General features: G+C 61.2%; 20 protein-coding genes. 12 read left to right on the forward strand and 8 right to left on the reverse strand.

What is annotated here, in order from left to right; all coding sequences use genetic code 11:
• Positions 1 to 201 precede the first annotated feature (201 nt).
• The 3 genes from kdpC (at position 202) to ACIPZE_RS24970 (ending at position 4,287) form a co-directional block, all read left to right on the forward strand.
• Positions 202 to 747 carry a potassium-transporting ATPase subunit KdpC gene (gene kdpC / locus ACIPZE_RS24960; RefSeq protein WP_129394930.1) on the forward strand — a complete coding sequence of 182 codons (546 nt, stop codon included), beginning with the start codon at positions 202 to 204 and terminating at the stop codon, positions 745 to 747.
• A 141-nt stretch (positions 748 to 888) separates the two neighbouring features.
• The gene (locus tag ACIPZE_RS24965; protein WP_400775969.1) at positions 889 to 3,540 is read left to right on the forward strand and encodes a DUF4118 domain-containing protein; all 2,652 of its coding nucleotides are present in this window, start codon (positions 889 to 891) and stop codon (positions 3,538 to 3,540) included.
• A 48-nt stretch (positions 3,541 to 3,588) separates the two neighbouring features.
• The gene (locus ACIPZE_RS24970; protein WP_400775972.1) at positions 3,589 to 4,287 is read left to right on the forward strand and encodes a response regulator; all 699 of its coding nucleotides are present in this window, start codon (positions 3,589 to 3,591) and stop codon (positions 4,285 to 4,287) included.
• Positions 4,288 to 4,316: 29 nt separating this feature from the next.
• On the opposite strand, the gene ACIPZE_RS24975 is transcribed toward ACIPZE_RS24970, so the two are convergent.
• Positions 4,317 to 5,357, reverse strand: coding sequence for a patatin-like phospholipase family protein (locus tag ACIPZE_RS24975; RefSeq protein ID WP_129394927.1), 1,041 nt, complete (start codon positions 5,355 to 5,357; stop codon positions 4,317 to 4,319).
• 217 nt (positions 5,358 to 5,574) lie between these two features.
• Between ACIPZE_RS24975 and ACIPZE_RS24980 the strand changes: the two genes are divergently transcribed.
• The 3 genes from ACIPZE_RS24980 to ACIPZE_RS24990 all read left to right on the forward strand — a co-directional run bounded on the left by ACIPZE_RS24980 (position 5,575) and on the right by ACIPZE_RS24990 (position 7,705).
• Positions 5,575 to 5,853 (forward strand): hypothetical protein, encoded by a 279-nt coding sequence (locus ACIPZE_RS24980; protein WP_129394926.1) that lies wholly within the window; start codon positions 5,575 to 5,577, stop codon positions 5,851 to 5,853.
• Positions 5,854 to 5,932: 79 nt separating this feature from the next.
• Complete coding sequence (locus tag ACIPZE_RS24985) at positions 5,933 to 6,700, forward strand: CHAD domain-containing protein (RefSeq protein ID WP_400775976.1); 768 nt, start codon at positions 5,933 to 5,935, stop codon at positions 6,698 to 6,700.
• A gap of 210 nt (positions 6,701 to 6,910) precedes the next feature.
• Entirely contained in the window at positions 6,911 to 7,705 is a 795-nt protein-coding gene (locus ACIPZE_RS24990; RefSeq protein WP_129394924.1) for an acyl-CoA thioesterase II, read from the forward strand.
• A gap of 1 nt (position 7,706) precedes the next feature.
• Here the strand turns inward: ACIPZE_RS24990 and ACIPZE_RS24995 are convergent, their stop codons facing one another.
• From ACIPZE_RS24995 to ACIPZE_RS25005, 3 genes are all read right to left on the reverse strand, one after another.
• Positions 7,707 to 8,072, reverse strand: a complete 366-nt coding sequence (locus ACIPZE_RS24995; protein ID WP_129394923.1) for a terminase — start codon at positions 8,070 to 8,072, stop codon at positions 7,707 to 7,709.
• A 187-nt stretch (positions 8,073 to 8,259) separates the two neighbouring features.
• Positions 8,260 to 9,741, reverse strand: coding sequence for a methyl-accepting chemotaxis protein (locus ACIPZE_RS25000; RefSeq protein ID WP_400775980.1), 1,482 nt, complete (start codon positions 9,739 to 9,741; stop codon positions 8,260 to 8,262).
• Positions 9,742 to 9,915: 174 nt separating this feature from the next.
• A complete protein-coding gene (locus ACIPZE_RS25005) occupies positions 9,916 to 10,722 on the reverse strand; it encodes a TatD family hydrolase (RefSeq protein WP_400775983.1) in 807 nt (268 codons plus the stop codon).
• A 236-nt stretch (positions 10,723 to 10,958) separates the two neighbouring features.
• On the opposite strand from ACIPZE_RS25005, the gene ACIPZE_RS25010 reads away from it, so the two are divergent.
• From ACIPZE_RS25010 to ACIPZE_RS25020, 3 genes are all read left to right on the forward strand, one after another.
• Complete coding sequence (locus tag ACIPZE_RS25010) at positions 10,959 to 12,380, forward strand: transglycosylase SLT domain-containing protein (RefSeq protein WP_400775984.1); 1,422 nt, start codon at positions 10,959 to 10,961, stop codon at positions 12,378 to 12,380.
• 111 nt (positions 12,381 to 12,491) lie between these two features.
• Positions 12,492 to 12,926, forward strand: coding sequence for a DoxX family protein (locus ACIPZE_RS25015; RefSeq protein WP_008079893.1), 435 nt, complete (start codon positions 12,492 to 12,494; stop codon positions 12,924 to 12,926).
• Positions 12,927 to 13,174: 248 nt separating this feature from the next.
• On the forward strand, positions 13,175 to 13,483 hold the full coding sequence (locus ACIPZE_RS25020) for a class I SAM-dependent methyltransferase (protein WP_129394919.1): 309 nt from the start codon (positions 13,175 to 13,177) through the stop codon (positions 13,481 to 13,483).
• A 6-nt stretch (positions 13,484 to 13,489) separates the two neighbouring features.
• Here the strand turns inward: ACIPZE_RS25020 and greB are convergent, their stop codons facing one another.
• The 3 genes from greB to ACIPZE_RS25035 are packed head-to-tail and all read right to left on the reverse strand — an operon-like array spanning position 13,490 to position 17,209.
• Positions 13,490 to 13,987 (reverse strand): transcription elongation factor GreB, encoded by a 498-nt coding sequence (gene greB, locus ACIPZE_RS25025; RefSeq protein WP_400775987.1) that lies wholly within the window; start codon positions 13,985 to 13,987, stop codon positions 13,490 to 13,492.
• 34 nt (positions 13,988 to 14,021) lie between these two features.
• Complete coding sequence (locus ACIPZE_RS25030; protein ID WP_400775990.1) at positions 14,022 to 16,526, reverse strand: ABC transporter permease; 2,505 nt, start codon at positions 16,524 to 16,526, stop codon at positions 14,022 to 14,024.
• Positions 16,526 to 17,209 (reverse strand): ABC transporter ATP-binding protein, encoded by a 684-nt coding sequence (locus ACIPZE_RS25035; protein ID WP_008079923.1) that lies wholly within the window; start codon positions 17,207 to 17,209, stop codon positions 16,526 to 16,528. The genes ACIPZE_RS25030 and ACIPZE_RS25035 overlap by 1 nt, the downstream gene beginning before the upstream one ends.
• A 10-nt stretch (positions 17,210 to 17,219) precedes the next feature.
• Here ACIPZE_RS25035 and ACIPZE_RS25040 point away from each other — a divergent pair, with 10 nt between their 5' ends.
• The 3 genes from ACIPZE_RS25040 (at position 17,220) to ACIPZE_RS25050 (ending at position 19,342) form a co-directional block, all read left to right on the forward strand.
• Positions 17,220 to 17,825, forward strand: a complete 606-nt coding sequence (locus ACIPZE_RS25040) for an arylesterase (RefSeq protein WP_400775993.1) — start codon at positions 17,220 to 17,222, stop codon at positions 17,823 to 17,825.
• Between the two features lie 57 nt (positions 17,826 to 17,882).
• A complete protein-coding gene (locus ACIPZE_RS25045) occupies positions 17,883 to 18,176 on the forward strand; it encodes a hypothetical protein (protein ID WP_007908575.1) in 294 nt (97 codons plus the stop codon).
• 194 nt (positions 18,177 to 18,370) lie between these two features.
• Positions 18,371 to 19,342, forward strand: a complete 972-nt coding sequence (locus tag ACIPZE_RS25050) for a L,D-transpeptidase family protein (RefSeq protein ID WP_129394914.1) — start codon at positions 18,371 to 18,373, stop codon at positions 19,340 to 19,342.
• A gap of 126 nt (positions 19,343 to 19,468) precedes the next feature.
• On the opposite strand, the gene ACIPZE_RS25055 is transcribed toward ACIPZE_RS25050, so the two are convergent.
• Positions 19,469 to 19,682 (reverse strand): Lpp/OprI family alanine-zipper lipoprotein (locus tag ACIPZE_RS25055; RefSeq protein WP_400775997.1); only part of this gene is annotated, 214 nt, incomplete at its 5' end.

Consider the following 19,682-nt stretch of genomic DNA (forward strand, 5'->3'; position numbering starts at 1 on the left):
TCTCCCGGAGGGAGAGGGGACTGACCGAGTGGTTTATCAGAGGTACGTCGACCTGAGCTATCGAGTCGAACTCAGGTCTCCAAAAGCACAAAGATCGGCTCCCTTTCCCCTCGCCCCCTTGTGGGAGAGGGCTGGGGTGAGGGGGAAACGATCCCCCTGACACCCCACAAAAGTTTGCCCAACGAATTCGAGGATTATGAAATGTCCACAATGATACGTCCGGCCCTGAGCCTGCTGGTGCTGATGACCTTGATCACTGGCGTTGCCTACCCACTGGTGGTGACCGGTGTTGCGCAAGTCGCGTTTCCCGCACAGGCCAATGGCAGTCTGGTCCATGACGCCGACGGCAAGGTCCGTGGCTCGTCGCTGATCGCCCAGGATTTTGTCGGCGATGCGTGGTTCCATCCGCGTCCATCCGCCGGTGCGTTTGCCACCGTTTCCAGTAGCGCAAGTAACCTGGCGCCGAGTAATCCGGCCCTTGCCACGCGAGTGATCGATGACGCCAACAAGCTCCAGGTGCCTGGCCAGGGCCCGGTGCCATTGGCACTGTTGACCACCTCCGGCAGCGGCCTCGATCCGCACTTGCCACCGGCGGCAATTGCCTATCAACTGGCGCGAGTCGCGACGGCGCGAAACCTGCCGGTGGCGACTTTGCAGCAACTGCTTGATGCGCACATCGAACAGCCGTTGGTGGGGCCGCCGGTGGTCAATGTGCTGGAGCTGAACATGGCACTGGAAAAGCTGTAGAAGATGATCATTCCCACGCTCTGCGTGGGAATGTATCAATGGACGTTCCGCGTCCGCTTTGGTGGGACGCAGAGCGTCCCGGGCTGCATTCCCACGCAGAGCGTGGGAACGATCATTCAAAACCGCACAAGGCAATCCCAGATGAGCGACTCCGGCCGCGCCGACGCACTGTTAGCAGACCTGCCCCGCGACGGCCGTGGCCGGCTCAAGGTATTCCTCGGCGCCGCCCCCGGTGTCGGCAAGACTTACGCGATGCTCCAGGCCGCCCACACGCAACTGCGTCAGGGCGTCAAAGTCATCGCCGGCGTGGTTGAAACCCATGGCCGCGCCGAAACCGAAGCGTTGCTTGGCGGCTTGCCGCAGCAACCGCTGGTGCGTTCGGAATACCGTGGCGTGATGCTCGAAGAAATGGACCTCGACGGCATCCTCGCGGCCAGACCGAAGCTGGTGCTGGTGGATGAACTGGCGCACAGCAACGCTCCTGGCAGTCGTCACACCAAGCGCTGGCAAGACATTCAGGAATTGCTCGCCGCCGGCATCGACGTGTTCACCACGGTCAACGTCCAGCACCTCGAAAGTCTCAACGATCAGGTGCGCGGCATTACCGGCGTACAAGTGCGCGAAACCCTGCCGGACTGGGTCCTGCAAGAAGCCTATGAACTGCTGCTGATCGACCTGCCGCCACGCGAGTTGCTCGAGCGTCTGCGCGAGGGCAAGGTCTATGTGCCGGAGCAGGCGCGGGCGGCCATCGATGCGTTTTTCACCCAGACCAACCTCACGGCATTGCGCGAACTGGCGATGCAAACCGCCGCTGCGCAGGTCGATAACGATCTTGCGCAAGGTTATCGCCAGCTCGGTCAGGCCGCGCCAGCAGTGCGCGGGAGGCTGCTGGTCGGCGTCGACGGCGATGCCCAGGCCGAACGTCTGGTGCGGCATGCCAGTCGTGTAGCGCAGCGTCGGCATTTGCCGTGGAGTCTGGTGCATGTCGACAACGGCAGCGTGCGTGACGAGCAATCGCGTCTGCGTCTGCAAAACGCGCAACAATTGGCCGAACGCCTCGGTGGCGAGGTGGTTTTACTGCGCGCCGGTGAAGTGGCGAAAACCCTGATCCAGCATGCCGCCGAGCGTCGTGCGAGCCTGGTGCTGGTCGGCCAGTCCCGGCCGAGTCTGCGCCGTCGCCTGTTTGGCGGTGGCTTGGCCGCGCGTCTGTTGCGTCAGGCCCATGGCCTGGAAATCAACGTCCTCGACAACGATCATCAACACCCGCAATCGCGTCCGCGAAGCCCGCTGACACTGGTGTGGTTTGACTATGCCCTGGCGCTGGTCGCGACGGTGCTGGCCAGTGCCTTGGCGTGGGCCGTGTCGAGTGTGCTGCCGTTGCCGAACATCTCGCTGGTGTTCCTCGCGGCGGTGTTGCTGGTCGCGGTGCGCAGCAGCCTCGGCCCGGCGCTGGCCTGTGCGGCGCTGTCGTTTCTGACCTACGATTTTCTGTTCATTCCGCCGAATTTTTCCTTCAGCATCCAGCGCGAAGAAGACGTGCTGACCTTGCTGTTTTTCCTGCTGATGGCGGCGCTCACCGGCAATCTCGCGGCGCGTCAGCGACGACAATTGCAGGCGTTGCGCGACACTCAGGAAGAGACCACCGAGTTGCTCGACCTGTCGCGCAAATTGACGGCCGCCACCGACCGTCAGGCTGTGGTCAGCGCCGCCGCGCAACACCTCAATGGCTGGAGCGATCTGCAGCTGTGCCTGCTCAATCGCGATGGCCAGAACGGCTGGAAAGTCGAGACCGGTGGCCCGCTGCAATTTACCGAGCCCGAACGCGCCGCCGCCGACTGGGCCTGGCAACACGATCAACCGGCGGGCATGGGCACCGGCACGCTGCCGCTCGGGCGTTGGTGGTGGTGGCCACTGTCGGTTGAGGACGGGCCGCTGGCATTGCTCGGTGTCTGCGCCAAAGAGGGCCAGACCTTGAGCGGTCAGCGTCGGCGTTTGCTCACCGCGCTGAGTCAACCGCTGGCGCAAGCGCTGGCCCGTGCGCAACTGGCGGATGATCTGGAGGCTGCGCGCCTGCATGGCGAAACCGAACAATTACGTAGCGCCTTGCTGGCCTCGGTGTCCCACGATCTGCGCACGCCACTGACCGCCATGCGCGGCAGCATCGACAGTCTGCTGGCGCTGGGCGAAGCCATTCCGCTGGAGGATCGCCGCGAGCTGCTCGAAGGCACCCGCGATGAAGCCGAACGCCTTGATCGCTATATCCAGAATCTGCTCGACATGACCCGCCTCGGGCACGGCGCCTTGAAACTTGCGCGAGACTGGGTGTCGCCGGCGGACATTGTCGGCAGTTCGCTCAATCGCCTGCGCGCGGTGCTCGCGCCGTTGCAGGTCAGTACCGAGGTGCCGGCCGAGTTGCCGCTGCTGTTCGTGCATGCCGCGCTGATCGAGCAGGCGCTGGTCAATGTCATGGAAAACGCCGCACGGTTCTCGCCGCCTCACGGACGTCTGGAATTGCGCGCTGGCGCCGATGACCAGGAGATTTTCTTCTCGGTCAGCGACGAAGGGCCGGGGATTCCCGAAGACGAGCGGGCGAAGATTTTCGACATGTTCTACACCGCCGCACGCGGTGATCGCGGCGGCCAGGGCACCGGTCTCGGGTTGGCGATCTGTCAGGGTATGGTCGGCGCGCACGGTGGGCGGATCAGCGTTGCCGATGGCATCGAAGGGCGCGGCACCTGCATCACCTTGCACTTGCCCTTGCAGGCGCAACCGGGGATGGATGATGAAGCCTGAATTCGCCTGCGCTACTCTCTTGCCAATCTTTTCTGTTGATGTGAATCCATGAGCCAGACCGCGACCATTTTGGTCATCGACGACGAACCGCAAATCCGCAAGTTCCTGCGCATCAGCCTCGCTTCGCAAGGCTACAAAGTGCTTGAGGCCGGCACCGGTGCCGAAGGCCTCGCGCAAGCGGCGCTGAACAAACCCGATTTGCTGGTGCTCGATCTCGGTTTGCCGGACATGGACGGCCAGCAAGTGCTGCGCGAGTTTCGCGAATGGGCCACGGCGCCGGTACTGGTGCTGTCGGTGCGGGCCAGCGAAGGGCAGAAAGTCCAGGCCCTCGACGGTGGCGCCAACGACTACGTGACCAAGCCGTTCGGGATTCAGGAATTTCTGGCGCGGGTGCGGGCATTGTTGCGCCAGGCGCCAGCAGGAGAGGCGCAGCAAGCGGCGCTGAATTTCGGCCCGCTGACGGTTGATCTGGCGTATCGGCGGGTGTTGCTCGACGGCGTCGAAGTAGCGCTGACCCGCAAGGAGTATGCGGTGCTGGCGCAACTGGCGCGGCATCCGGGCCGAGTGATCACCCAACAGCAATTGCTCAAGGATATCTGGGGGCCGACCCACACCGAGGACAGTCATTATCTGCGGATTGTGGTGGGGCATTTACGCCAGAAACTGGCGGACGATCCGACCCGGCCACGGTTTATCGTGACCGAGGCAGGTGTTGGTTATCGGTTGTTGGAATCTTTTCCAATGTAGGAGCTGCCGAAGGCTGCGATCTTTTGATCTTATTGCTGCTGCTCACTCTCATACCGATCCAGCGTATCGCGCGCAATCTCGCGGCCCAGCGCGATCAACTCCGGCGCCTTGTAAAACTCGAAAAACCGGCAAACCCGCTTCGGCACGTTGATCAGGATGTCCGGCGGATAGCCAGCAATCTTGTACTGCGCCAGCGAGGTCTGCATCACCTCGAAACTCTGGTTGATCAAGTCCAGCAGCGACGCCGGCCCGACGTTATCGATGATGAACGAACCGGTCGCGGATTTCGGCGCGCCTTCACGCTCCGGAGCTGCCGCCGGTTGCTGGTTCTCCGGCTCGGCACCTTCGAGCCACGGATTGATCTCAGCGGCCTCGGCACGCAAGGCTTCCTGCTCCAGTTTCAGTAACTGCTCGGCCTGTTTGCGGCGGAACGGCATCTTCGAACCCAGCGAGTTGATCAGGCTGTCGAAGCGCGAACGGAAGGCCGGCGGACGCTCGATCACCGGCAATTTGTAATGGCGCTGGTTGGTCGAGTTGAGGTTGACCGCAATGATCAGATCGCAGTGGCTGGAGACCACCGGCACGATCGGCAACGGATTGAGAATGCCGCCATCGACCAGCATGCGATTGCCTTGCATCACCGGCGTGAACAGGCTTGGAATCGCTGCCGAGGCGCGCATTGCCTGATGCAGACAACCTTCCTGAAACCAGATTTCCTGTTGATTGGTGAGGTCGGCGGCGACGGCGGTGTAGGGGATGCGCAAGTCTTCGATGTTGATCTCGCCGACGATCTTGCGAATCTGCCCGAAGACCTTCTCGCCACGAATCGCGCCGAGGCGAAAACTGACATCGACCAGACGCAACACATCGAGGTAGTCGAGACTTTCGATCCAGCGGCGATAGTCATCGAGCTTGCCAGCCGCATAGATCCCGCCGACCACCGCACCCATCGAACATCCGGCAATGCAGGCGATGTCATAACCGCGTCGTTCAATCTCTTCAATGACCCCGATATGGGCGTAGCCCCGGGCGCCACCGGAGCCCAGCACCAGTGCGACACGCTTTTTCATCAAACTTCCTCCCGACAAGGTTGCACAATGCACCCATCGGGCAGGCGGCTCAATCGTCGAAGTCGTCGGGTGCGCCGCTGACGTCGTTTTTTCGATACTCAGTGACCCTTCGGCGCTATCCTTTTCGCCAGCGCAGATTTACCCGCCGGCAAGGCACTTTTCCCCGGCCTGACCGTCTTACCTGCACGACTGTTGACCAATCTTTGAGGTGTGAGTGATGAAAGCCTGGATCTGTGTGCCGTTGATTGCCCTGGCATTGGCCGGTTGCGCCGGTAAAACCGCTTACCGCGACAGTTGTGGCAGCCAGCTCGACGCCGCCTGGCATGAACTGGACCTGGCCAAGGCCGAAGGTTTTGCCGGCACCGTCAGTTATTCCAAAGCGCTGTCGCTGTTGACCGCAGCCAAGACCCAACAGCAATTTGAAGGGTTCGAAGGTTGCAGCAGCAAAGCCGAGAAGGCGCGCTTCTACATTCGCGAATCCCGCGCCGGGCGCTAAGCTGCTGACCTGAAGCAAGGATGCAGGCTTGGCAAAGCGCCAGACTCATCCCCCAGGCCATTTGATACGGGAGCAAGAGATGTCTGCGTTGGTTGACCGCTTGGTGGCTCATGTCCTGAGCCTTGAGGTGCGCTTGCTGGCCTGTCAGGCGCGGTTGACCGCGCGCACCGATCCCGAGGCGCTGCACGATTTGCGCACCACGGTACGCCGCTTGCGTAGCCTGTTGCGGCCATTGCGCGGTTTGCCGGGGGTCGAGCAACTCGAAGACGCAGCGTCCGCTGTCGGCCAATTGACTACGCCGTGGCGCGATCGCGAAGTGCTCGCGGACTATCTGCTGAAACATCAGCAACCGGAAGCTGCGCAACGGCGCATGGCGCAGATGGCCGAAGCTTATCCGGCACTGGCGGCGAGTGCGGAAGTGGCCTCGCTGCTGATGATTCTCGACGCCTTCCCGCGCTTTCTGCGTGCCTCTCAGCGTCAAGGCCTGCTCAAGGGCCTGGACCGGCGCATCGAAAAGCGCCTGGGCAAACAATGGCACAATCTCGGCGCAGCGCTGCGTGATCCGGCGCACGACCGCCATCGTCTGCGTCTGTTGATCAAACGGGTGCGCTATGGCATCGAAGCCTATCCCGAACTGGATCGTTTGCCGCAAGCGGCATTGGCGCGTTTGAAGTCTGCGCAAGGCGCGCTGGGCGACTGGCATGATTGCTGGCAATGGCTGGCGAAAGCCGAACTCGAAACAGATCTGCAACCCTGCGTGGCGACGTGGCAGGCGACCATGATCAAAGCCGAAATCAAGGCTGATCGCGTACTCGAAAAACTCAGCTCAACCTGCTTCAAATCCTGAAAACCACACATCCCCTGTAGGAGCTGCCGCAGGCTGCGATCCGTTGATCCTGTTTTTAAACAGATCAACATCAAAAAGATCGCAGCCTGCGGTAGCTCCTACACGGACGTGGTGTCTGATCTGTCAGTCTCTTTGACCGGAATAGACGCTGCGGCCCCGTCTTGAGCTGGTTAAGATCCCTGCATCCACTTTTCGTTTTCTGAGGTTGCCATGCGCTTTTGCGATCTGCTCGATGCCGTCCGCCGCGATCCCGAACTGACCATTCCTGCCGAATGGGCTCAAGGTCGCGCCAGTTTCGGTGGCCTGGTCGCCGCGCTGCAATATGAAGCCATGCGCGCCAAGGTGCCCGCCGATCGCCTCGTGCGTTCGCTGGCGATCACCTTTGTCGGCCCGGTCGAGCCAGATGTGCCGGTGCGCTTTGAAGTCGACGTGCTGCGCGAAGGCAAAGCGGTCAGCCAAGTGCTGGGGCGGGCGGTGCAGAACGGTCAGGTCGTGACGTTGGTGCAAGGCAGTTTCGGTGCCTCGCGCGCCTCGGAAGTGGCGGTCGCAGCGCTGCCGGCCCCGCAGATGAAACACTGGGACGAATGTCAGGAACTGCCGTTTATCAAAGGTGTTCTGCCGGAGTTCATGCGTCATCTGGCGATGCGCTGGAGCATCGGTGGCCTGCCATTCAGCGGCAACGATTCGCGGGAGATGGGCGGTTGGGTGCGCCTGCGCGGCGACGTCAAGGAAGAACCGGTGAGCGAGGCGCATATTCTCGCGCTGGTCGACGCCTGGCCGCCGTCGCTGTTGCCGCACCTGAAGAAACCGGCCATGGGCAGCACGCTGACCTGGACCATCGAATTCGTTCAGCCGTTGCGGCCATTGAGTACGCTGGACTGGTGCAAATATCGCGTGGAAACCGAATACGCCGCCGACGGCTACGGGCATGCCGCCGCCAAGCTGTGGAGCGCGGAAGGTGAGCTGATCGCCATGAGCCGTCAGACTGTCACGATCTTTGCCTGAATCAATGCCGACGGTGGCGCTCACGCCAGGCGCGCCACCAGCCGCCACTGAGAAAAAACCTTGGAAAGGTCAGGAACTGCTCGACCAGCAAACGTGACACGGCATCTTTGCGATCACTGAACGGCTCGGAGGCTTGCGCCTCCAGGCTGTGACCGTGACGCTGCAGACCCAACGCGGCGATGATGCCGATCACACCGATGGCGACGCTGGCCAGGCTCAGGCTGAACACTCCGGAAACGATCAGCAAAAACGCCACGATGAACAGCGGCACGGCAAGCAGGTGCAATACCAGATTGGTCGGGTGCTGATGGTTGTTCGGGTACGCGCGCCATTGCCACGCGGGAAGGTTGGGGTGACGTTTGCCCATGTTGACTACTCCTCGATCCATGTTGAACACATGGTTGAAGAATAGGCCGGGGCGCGGAGGGCGGCGAATCAAGCTTGGCTATTGGCCTGATAGGTGTGATGAGCAAAAAAGATCGCAGCCTTCGGCAGCTCCTACATTGAAATGCGTACACCTGTAGGAGCTGCCGAAGGCTGCGATCTTTTGATCTTCAAAGCTTCAACTGCCCAATCGCCTTGCTCAATTCTCCAGCCAACGTCGCCAGCTCATTACTCGTCGTCGCCGAGTCCACCGTCTGCTGCACAGTGTTCTCTGTCACATCGCGAATGCTCACCACCGCCCGGTTCATCTCTTCCGCAACCTGACTTTGCTGTTCCGCCGCCACGGCAATCTGCGTATTGCTCTCGCGCATCTGCGCCACCGCCCCGGTGATTTCCGCCAGCGCTGCGCCGGCCTCCTGCGCTTGCTGCACGCAATCGTCAGCCTTGTACGAACTTTCCTGCATGAAATCCACCGCATCGCGGGTGCCGGCCTGTAACGCCGAAACCATGGTGGTGATCTCGTCGGTCGAGGCCTGCACGCGTTTGGCGAGGTTGCGCACTTCATCGGCGACCACCGCAAAACCCCGACCCATCTCACCGGCGCGGGCAGCTTCGATGGCAGCGTTCAAGGCCAGCAGATTGGTCTGCTCGGCGATGCTGTGAATGACGCTGACCACACCGTTGATCTTCTGGCTGTCCTCGGCCAGGCGCTGAATCATCTCGGCTGTCTGCTGCACACCGCTGGACAGGCCAGCAATCGACTGCTGCACGCGGGCGACCACTTGCTGACCGCTGCCGGCGAGGCCGTCGGCAGTCTGCGACAGATCGCGGGTGGCGCCGGCGTGTTGGGCGATGTGGTAGACGGTGGCGGTCATTTCATTGATCGCGGTGGCGGCCTGATCGGTTTCGCTTTGCTGGCCGAGCATGCCGTGGCGCACCTCGTTCATGCTCGACGCCAGCCGCGCTGCGCCGACATCCAGTTGCCGGGCGGTGTTGGCCACGGTGCTGACCACGCGCTGGTAACCGGCCTGCATCGCGTTGAACGCATTGGCCATCTGCCCGACTTCGTCTTTACCGGCCAACGGCACGCGGGCTGAAAGGTCGCCGCTTTTCTCGACGTGGAGCATGACGTCCTTCAAGGTGTTGAGCTGACTGAGTAGGAAGCGGATCAGCAGTTGCGAAGCGCCGAGCATCGCCAGCATCAGAATAAACACCGCGACCGCGTAGTTGGCAAAACGCTCGCTGAACACCTGGCTCAGGCTCGGGCCATGAGCAATCACGGCGACCTGTTGGCCATCGGCGCGGCTGAACACTTCGGCGCCCATCAATGGGTTATCGCCAAACAGCGGCATGTGATTAATCTCGAACCAGCCGTTGCTGTCGGTGATCTCCAGCAGCGGTTGATCGTTGAGGCGCGGCGCTTCACCGCGTTTGAAGGTCAACACCTGATCAGTTTTGGGTAGTTGTTGACCGGCTGGCCAGGCCTTGAGCAATTGCGCCTGAGCTTGCGCAGATGCCTGTAAGGCATGGCTGCGTGCCTGTTGTTCGAGTTGTACGGCGTACAACACCAGCAGCAGGGTGGTGACGAAGGCGACCGCGTTGACCGCCCAGAATTTGTATTTCAGCGAGATATTGCTAAGCCAGGCACCCATGGAGGTCTTCTCTGATAGCGGAAACAGTTTCGGCAAGGTGCCAGCATTGTGCCGCTACGCAGGAAGGGGGATTTGATGTGGGTCAACAGATTAAAAGATCGCAACCTGCGGCAGCTCCTACATTGGGATGGCGTACCCCTGTAGGAGCTGCCGAAGGCTGCGATCTTTTACGAATTACACCAATGTCGGCAGATTGAAGAATGCGCGTGCACAAGCGGTGGTGTGCGCCGCCAGATCGTCCTCGGTTTCACCGCGATGCAACGCGACTTCACGCAGTACTTCTGTCAGATACGCCGGCTCGTTACGCCCGTTCTTCGGCTTCGGCCGCAAGGTGCGCGGCAGCAGATACGGCGCGTCGCTTTCCAGCATCAGCCGTCCCCGCTTGATTTCCTTGACCAGCGGATGCAAATGCGTGCCGCGACGCTCGTCACAGATCCAGCCGGTAATGCCGATGTGCAGATCCAGATCGAGGTAGCTGAACAAGGCCTTTTGCTCGCCGGTGAAGCAGTGCACCACCGCAGCGGGCAGTTGATCGCGGTAGTCCTTGAGGATTTCCAGCAGGCGCTGACTGGCATCGCGCTCGTGCAAAAACACCGGCAATTGCAGTTCAACGGCTAACGCCAAATGCTCTTCGAGCACTTTTTCCTGTTGCGGGCGCGGGGAGAAATCACGATTGAAATCCAGCCCGCATTCACCCACGGCGACGACGCTGGATTCCTTCAGCAGGCTGCGCAGACGCCGCGCGCTGTCAGCGTTCCAGTCACTGGCCGAATGCGGGTGAATACCGGCGGTGGCGAACAGGCGCTGGCCGCTTTCATCCAGCTGCTGGCACAGTTCAAGCGCCTGCTCGCTACCCTCGACGCTGGTGCCGGTCAGCACCAGTTGGCAGACCCCGGCGGCGTAGGCGCGGTCGAGTACGGCCTGGTGTTTGTCGGCGAAACTTGGGTTGGTCAGGTTGACGCCGATATCGATGAGTTGCATGGTTGCTACCTCGGGCCGAAGGCCGGAAAGCATACCAGAGCTGTAGATTCAGAAGAAAAGCCAAGAACTACAACGAGTTATAGCTGTCTCTTGATGCCGCGAGGCAAGCCGGTCTGGCAACGATGCCATCACTGTGCCAGTCTCTCGCACGTTGCCAGCGCTCCAGGCGCTCTGTTTTCGTCGGTGATTTCGACCGTTCAGCGGTGAAATTGCCCCGTATTCTTTCCGGAGAGTGGATGATTCGTCCCTCGATTTTGCTGTTGTTGTGTGCCTCGTTGCTACTGCCGATGACGGCGGTTGCGCGCCTGCCCGGGCCACTGCAAGCGGTGCCGGCCGCCAAGGTGCGCGACCTCTCGGAGATTCGCAGCAGCCGCGTGCTGCGCGTGCTGGTCAATCAGAGCCGCAACAGCTCCGGCGAAGTCCAGGGCCAGGCCATCGGTGTCGAATACCATCGCCTGCGCGCCTTCGAGCAATACCTCAATGGCCATGCCCGCGACGGCCAGGAAATCACCCTCAAGATCATTCCCAAAGCCAAGGATCAATTGCTCGGCGCCTTGCAGCGTGGCGAGGGTGATCTGGTGGCGCCGGGCGAGTTGCTCGATCTGCAGGCAGGCCATGCGGTCGCCAGCAGCGAACCGATTGCCAGCAACGTGCCGCTGGTGCTGGTCGGCATCAAGGGCGAGCGACGCTACACCAAGGTCGAACAACTCTCCGGTAAAACCCTCGCGTTGCCGACCGGCAGTGCGGCGGGGGAGGCGGTCAGTCAGCTCAACCAGAAACTGGCGCTGCACAAACTGGCGCCAATCAAGATCGAATGGGTCGATCCGACACTGGCCGTCGAAGACGTGCTGGAGATGGTCCAGGGCGGGATTTTTCATCTGACGATTGTCGAGCAACCGATCGCCGAACGCTGGGGCAAGATCCTGCCGAAGTTGCGTTTCGACCGGCAGATGATAATCAGCGAGCCGGGCGAGGAATACTGGTTCGTGCGTCGTGATGCGTCGATGCTGCGAGCGAGCATCGATCGCTTTCTCAGCGGTTACAAGAAGCCCTCGAACGAGGACGTAGCGTTTTTGCGCATCTACCGCCGTCTCTATCAAGTCCACTATCCATTGGCCAAGGCCGACCGCCAGCGCCTGGAAAAACTGCGTCCGACCCTGCAGAAACATGCCGCTGCGCAGAACATGGATTGGCTGAACCTGGCGGCGCTGGCGTTCAAGGAATCCGCGCTGCAACCCAGTGCCCGCAGCGGCAGCGGCCCGACCGGTCTGATGCAGATCACACCGTCCGCCGCGCAGCGCGTCGGCGTCAATAACATCCAGAATCTCGATGCGAACGTGCAGGCCGGGGCCAAGTACCTGGCGATGATCCGCCGCAAGTTTTTCAACAGCCCCAAACTCAACGAGCGCGAGCGCATGGCCTTCACGCTGGCCGCCTACAACATCGGCCCGGAACGCGTCCAGGGCATGCGCGCTGAAGCCCGGCGGCGTGGGCTGAATCCGAACCAGTGGTTCTTCCAGGTTGAGCGTATTGCCATGGAGCAGGTGGGAATGGGGCCTGTCAGCTATGTTAATAGCGTGAACAAGTATTTCCTGGCGTTCGACCGGGAGCGGGAGTCGTTGGAGCCCGGAGGCCAGAAGGTGGCTTCGCGCAAATGATCAACTAAACTGATTGTTATGGCGAAATAATTGCGCTTTTAACATTTGGTTTACTGATTAATATAGCGGCCAACCAACACACATAACTTCTCGCAAAACAAGGAATGCACCATGAGCTCTCTGATCAACAAGGTACTGTTCACCCGCGCCGGTTACGGTCTGACCATTCTGCGCATCGCCGTCGGCGTGATCTTCGCCGCTCACGGTTCGCAGAAACTCTTCGGTCTGTTTGGTGGGTACGGTCTGGCGGGCACCGCGCAATACATGGACAGCATCGGTCTGCACCCGGGTTATGTCATGGCCACTTTGGCGGGCGGCACCGAATTCTTCGCCGGTCTGGCCTTGATCATCGGCCTGCTGGTGCGTCCGGCGGCGTTGGGCCTGACCTTCCTGTCGCTGGTGGCAATCTTCACCGTGCACATCGGCAACGGTCTGTTCATGGCCAACAACGGTTACGAGTTCGCTCTGGCCCTGCTCGGTGGCAGCCTCGCGGTGCTGATCGAAGGTGCCGGCAAGCTTTCGGTGGATCGCGCCATCGCCGGTTAAGCGCTCTGGCTCAGCCAAAAGGCCCGCATTGTGCGGGCCTTTTTTGTTGCGGCTGATTCTTGACACTGATCGGTCACGTTCTCTAGGATGTTGCTCATGCGCCGATTTAAACAGCTACTTGCGGGGCGCCAGGTGACTTCAACAGTTGCCGTCAGAAGCCGGAACAGGGCTTCGAAATACCGCTAAAGCGCTGGTTCGGTGTTGCCTCTCACCTGCCATGCAGACTTTTGAGGCAGAGACACGACACGATGAATGCACTACGCCCTCCAGCACGTCCCGCGCCGATCACGGCACATATCACCCAGCGCAACCCGAAAATCCTGCTTGGCGGCAAACACCAGCCGACGCTGTTGCGTTATCTGGATGGCTGGCCACGTCGCAGCGGCGGCCCTGCGGCCTTCCTGATCCAGTTCGTTGAACACGGTGAATCGCTGGCGCGTTTTGCCAGTGACAGTTTCGATCTGGCGGTGATTCAGGCACCCAACACTGAAGACGCCCCGGAAATGATCAAGCAACTGGTCCGCGTCGCGCGGCAGGGGTTGATCACCCGCCGCTGACAGCCTTTACGGGTAATCGATCGCCACGATGTAGACGAGTTGCTCACCGGTCGGCGTATGCACCCGCACTTCGGCGTCCAGGGCCTTGCCGATCAGGGCGCGGGCCAGAGGCGAGTCGATGCTGATCAGGCCCAGTTTCAGATCCAGTTCATCCGGCCCGACGATGCGGTAGCGCGATTGCTTGCCGTCTTCGTCTTCGATGGTCACCCAAGCGCCGAAGTAGACCTTGTTCGGATCGCTGGGCTTTTCGCTGACCACCTTGAGTGCTTCCAGGCGTTTGGTGAGGAAGCGCACGCGACTGTCGATCTCGCGCAGCATCTTTTTACCGTAGGTGTACTCGGCGTTTTCCGAGCGATCGCCCTGAGCCGCCGCCTCGCTGACCGATTGCGTCACCTGCGGGCGACGCACGTGCCACAGCTCATGGAATTCGGCGCGCATCCGCGCTTCACCTTCAGGGGTGATCAGCGCGGTGCCGGCGGTGCGAGGAGGGCGATAACGGCTCATGGCAACTTCTTGTGGTTAAGAGCGCCTGAGTCTATCAACCCTCGCGCAACACTGTCAGTGGGCTGGCATTCAGTGCCCGCCGTGTGCCGAACACGCCGGCACCGCCAATCAGCACCGCGCCAATCAATGGCAGCACCAGCAACCACGGGTGCGGATGCCATGGCAGATCGAAGGCGTAGCGATACAACACCAGACTCACCACTTCCGAACCGATGGCCGCGAGCAGACCGCTGACCGCGCCCAGCAAACCGAACTCGATGCGTCGTGCCTTGATCAGCAACTTGCGTTCGGCCCCCAAGGCACGCAACAGCGCACCTTGGCGAATGCGCTCATCCAGCGTCGCCTGCAAGCCTGAGAACAACACCGCCATCCCCGCCGCGAGGACAAACAACAACACATATTCGACGGCCAGAGTGACCTGGGCGAGGATGCTGCGCAGCTGTTCGAGCAAGGCTTCGACCTGCAGGATGGTCACGGCCGGAAAGGCTCGCGACAGTTCAACGATCTGCTGGTCATGACCGGGCGCCAGATAGAAGCTGGTCAGGTAGGTCGCCGGCAGATCCTTGAGGGTGCCAGGCTGGAAGATCATGAAGAAGTTCGGCTGGAAATTGTCCCAGTTGATTTCGCGCAGGCTGGTGACCTTCGCCTCGCGGTTGACCCCGCCGACACTGAACACCATGTGATCGCCGAGTTTGAGCTTGAGGCTTTCGGCGACTTTGCCTTCCACCGAGACACCGGGTACAGCGTCGCTTGGCTGATCCTTCCACCACTCACCTGCAGTGAGCTTGTTGCCCGCCGGCAAATCCGCCGCCCAGGTCAGGCTCAGATCCCGTTGAATCGCTCGATCTCCGGACGAATCCTTGCTGACGATTTGCTGCACTGGATCGCCGTTGATGCTGATCAGCCGTCCCGGCACAACCGGGTAGAGCGGCGCGGCTTGTGCTGACACGTTGATCAAGTGATCGCTGAAGGCCTGTTTGTCGGCCGGCAGAATATTCAGGGCGAAATAGTTGGGCGCGTTTTTCGGTAACTGGTTTTGCCAGGTATCGAGCAATTCACCGCGCAGCAGGGCGATCAATGCCATCGACAACAGGATCAGGCCGAATGCCAGCGACTGACCGGCCGCCGCCAGTGGATGACGCAACAACTGCCCAAGACCCAGGCGCCACGGCAACGATGCCTTGGCGAGCATCCGCCGCAGACTTTGCAGCAACAACAACAGCAAGCCACCCAGTAGCAACGCAGCGACCACGCCACCGCCGAGCAGGGCGAACGTCAGCAGCAGATCCAGGCTCAGGCGCCACATGATCAGTCCGAGCGCGCCGAGTGCCGCGCCGTAAACCATCCAGGTACTCGATGGAATTGGCAGCATGTCGCGGCGCAGCACACGCAGCGGTGGTACGCGACCGAGCGCAGCGAGGGGCGGCAAGGCAAATCCGGCCAATGCCACCAGCCCGGTGCCGATGCCGGCGATGGCCGGAAACAGACCGCCCGGAGGCACATCGCTTGGCAGCAGATCATGCAGCAGCGCGAACAAACCCAGCTGCGCCAACCAGCCGAGCACCGCACCGCTGAGCGCGGCGAACAGGCCGAGTACGGTCAGCTGGATGCTGAACAGCAGCATGGTTTCCCAACGTGACAAGCCGAGGCAGCGCAATAAGGCACTGGCGTCGAAGCGCCGACTGGCAAAACGATTCGCTGACAATGCCACGGCCACACCGGCCAGCAGCACGGCGACCAGACTGGCCATGTTCAGGTAACGCTCGGCCTTGCCCAGCGCACCGCCAATCTGCCGGTTGCCATCGCGGGCATCCTGAATCCGTTGATTCGCCGCCAGCCCCGGTTTGATCAGTTGTCGATAGGTTTCCAGCGCCTGTGGTTCGCCGCGCCAGAGTTCGCGGTAACTCACCCGGCTGCCCGGTTGCACCACCCCGGTCGCGGCGAGGTCGTCGAGGTTGATCATGACCCGTGGCGTCAGGCTGTAGAAGTTGCCGGCGCGATCCGGCTCGTAGGTCAGAATCCGGGTCAGCTTCAACGTCTTCATGCCGACGTCGATGCTGTCGCCAATCTTCAGATCCAGCGCCGTCAGCAGGCGTGCCTCGACCCAGGCTTCACCGGGTTGCGGTTCGCCGCCAATGTCTTCAGCGGCAAAAGGTGCGGGCGCGCTTTTCAGTTCGCCGCGCAATGGATACGCGCGGTCGACGGCTTTGATGCTCGACAGCTGAATGCCGTTGTCGGTGGCAATCACGCTGGAGAACTCGACCACTTGTGCGTGAGCCAAACGCAGCTCGGTGCCGCTCTTGATCTGTTCTTCGCGGGCCGGCGAGCTGCCTTCAAGCACCAGGTCGGCGCCAAGAAACTCGGTGGCGCGCAGGGTCATGGCGCCGTTGAGGCGAGCACCGAAATAACCGATGGCAGTGCTCGCCGCCACGGCGACCACCAGCGCGAAGAACAACACGCGCAATTCTCCGGCGCGGGCATCGCGCATGAGCTGGCGGATGGCGAGACTGAACAGACGCAACAGCGGCAAACGTGCCATCAAGGCTCCAGAGGGGCGACCAACAGCCCGGCTTCAAGACGGATCAGGCGCCGGCAGCGATGGGCCAGGCGTTCGTCGTGGGTCACCAGCACCAGGGTGGTGCCGCGTTCCTTGTTCAATTCGAAGAGCAAATCACTGATGCGCTCGCCGGTGTGGCTGTCGAGGTTGCCGGTCGGCTCGTCGGCGAACAGCACGTCAGGTTCGGCGGCAAACGCGCGGGCTATCGCCACACGTTGCTGCTCGCCACCGGAGAGCTGGCGCGGCGAGTGGGTCAGGCGCTGGCCGAGGCCAACACGCTGTAACAATTCGGTGGCGCGCTCGCGGGCGTCTTTGCGGCCATCGAGTTCCAGCGGCAGCATGACGTTTTCCAGCGCATTGAGGCTGTCGAGCAACTGGAAGGACTGAAAGACGAAACCGACGTGCTCGGCACGGATGCGCGCGCGCTGGTCTTCATCGAGATTGCTCAGGCTTTGGCCGGCGAGGATGACTTCGCCGCTGCTCGGCAGGTCGAGGCCGGCGAGCAAGCCGAGGAGGGTGGATTTGCCGGAACCGGACGCGCCGACGATGGCCAGGCTGTCGCCCTTGTTCAGTTCCAGGCTGAGTTCGTGCAGGATAGTCAGTTCACCTTCCGCGCTGGGAACCACTTTGCTGAGGTTCTTCGCGGTGAGAATGCTTGCGCCCATGGAGAATCCGATGCGTGTGTGGTTTTTGAGTGCTGGCCTGGCCTTGATGTGCATGGCCCAGAACGCAGCGGCGGGTACTGTCCTGATCGTTGGCGATAGTATCAGCGCCGGTTTCGGACTGGATACCCGCTTGGGGTGGGTGTCGTTGCTTGAGCAACGGCTCAAACAGGAGGGTTTCGACGATAAAGTGGTCAATGCTTCGATCAGCGGCGACACCAGTGCCGGAGGCCAGGCGCGCCTGCCGGCGCTGCTTGCAGAGCATAAACCTGAGTTGGTGATCCTCGAGCTTGGGGGTAACGATGGCCTGCGCGGAATGCCGCCAATTCAATTGCAACAAAATCTTGCCTCGATGATCGACAGTTCGCGCCAGAGCGGCGCCAAGGTGTTGTTGCTCGGCATGCAACTGCCGCCTAATTACGGCAAGCGTTACACCGACGCTTTCGCCGAGGTTTACGGCAAACTGGCCGACGCTAAAAAGATCCCGCTGGTGCCGTTTTTCCTCGACGGCGTGGGCGGGCATCCGGACTTGATGCAGGCCGATGGTCTGCACCCGGCAGCCGGGGCTCAGGACAAGTTGCTGGAAAATGTCTGGCCGACGCTAAAACCGCTGTTATGAGGCTTTTCTAAGGGCAGGCTTTCGGCTAATGTGGCGCCCCCTTATTTGGAGCCCCAGATGTCGCGTTCTGCCTGGTCCCTGTTTGCCTATCAACTGATCGAGCCTGACGAGCAGCTGGATCTGTTCGCCTGCCAGGAAGTGCGGGTGCATCTGGTGACGCGTCAGCTGGAACTCGGTGGTTCGGCGGATCGCACCCTGTGCGGCAGCCTGCTGCCGGCGCAGCCACGCTGGTCGAGCGTGGATCGGCGGGTGTTCCAGGATCAGCGCCTGTGTTCGCTGTGCCGGGCGATTCTGGAATCGCAGAAGCGTGGCACGTCGCCGATCTGGCCGGAGCTGCGTTTCGAGCTTTAAGGTCAAAATATCGTCCGATCGCGGCCCGAGCCTTCGGCAGCTCCTACAAGGAAGGGTGTACACCTGTAGGAGCTGCCGAAGGCTGCGATCTTTTCGCATTCAGCACGGTCCATCGGCGTGGCTCCCCGAATATTCAAAGTGCGGTGTACAATCGCGCTCTTATACCCTTGTTGATCATGCGAAGGATTTTCCGGATGTTGCCGCGCTTTCCTGCCGTCACCCGCTGCCTGTCACTTGCCGCCCTGTGTGTGGCCGGTCCCGTTGCTGCATTGGAGTTTCCCCTGCCACCGCCCGGTGAGGACATCATCGGCCAGGTGCAGGTGATCAAGGCCAAGTACGAGGACACGTTCGCCGACCTCGGCACGACCTACGATCTGGGCTATTCGGAAATGGTCGCGGCCAACCCGGGCGTCGATGCCTGGTTGCCGGGCGCCGGTACCGAAATCGTCCTGCCGACCCGCTTCATTCTGCCGCCGGGTCCGCGTGAAGGCATCGTTATCAACCTTGCCGAATACCGCCTCTATTACTACCCGAAAGGCCGGAACGTCGTGTACACCTTCCCGCTGGGTATCGGCCGTGAGGGTTGGGGTTCGCCAATCGCGCACACCTCGATCACCGCCAAAACGCCAAACCCGACCTGGACGCCTCCTGCGTCGATCAAAGCTGAGCACGCCGCTGACGGTGATCCGTTGCCAAACGTGGTGCCGGCCGGCCCTGACAACCCGCTGGGGCCGTTCAAGTTCACCCTTGGCACGCCGGGCTACCTGATCCACGGTTCGAACAAGAAGTTCGGTATCGGCATGCGCACCAGCCACGGCTGCTTCCGCATGTTCAACAACAACGTGCTGGAAATGGCCAGCATGGTTCCGGTCGGGACTTCGGTGCGCATCCTCAACGATGCGTACAAGTTCGGCAGCAGTGGCGGCAAGGTCTATCTGGAAGCGCACACGCCGATCGACGACAAGGGCAATCCATCGGTGGTCGACAAGCACACTGCGGTGATCAATGCGATGCTCAAGCGTGAAGACGTCACCAGCAACCTGCGCGTGAACTGGGATGTAGTGCGTGATGTGGTCGCGGCCGAAGATGGCCTGCCAACTGAAATCGGCACGCCGAATACTTCGGCGCCGATGGTTTCGAATACACCCGTCGACTTGCAGCAGTAAGTCGCGGTGCAGAACCCGTCGATGCGTCAGGCATCGGCGGGTTTTTTATTGCCTGAACAAAAGCTGCAGGCAATAAAAAAGCCGACCCGAAAATCGGGTCGGCTTGATAACAATCCCGAGGGATTATTACTTGCGGCTAGCTTTGTCCAGCATGCGCAGTGCACGCTCGTTAGCTTCGTCAGCAGTCTGTTGTGCTTTTTGAGCAGCAGCCAGAGCTTCATCAGCTTTACGGTAAGCTTCGTCTGCACGAGCCTGGGAGCGAGCAGCTGCGTCTTCAGTAGCGGTCAGACGTGCTTCGGTTTCTTTCGATGCGCGGCTGCAACCGGTAGCCAGAACTGCG

The sequence above is a fragment of the Pseudomonas sp. NPDC089741 genome, from assembly GCF_044748825.1.
GTDB classification, from domain to species: Bacteria; Pseudomonadota; Gammaproteobacteria; order Pseudomonadales; family Pseudomonadaceae; genus Aquipseudomonas; species Aquipseudomonas helmanticensis.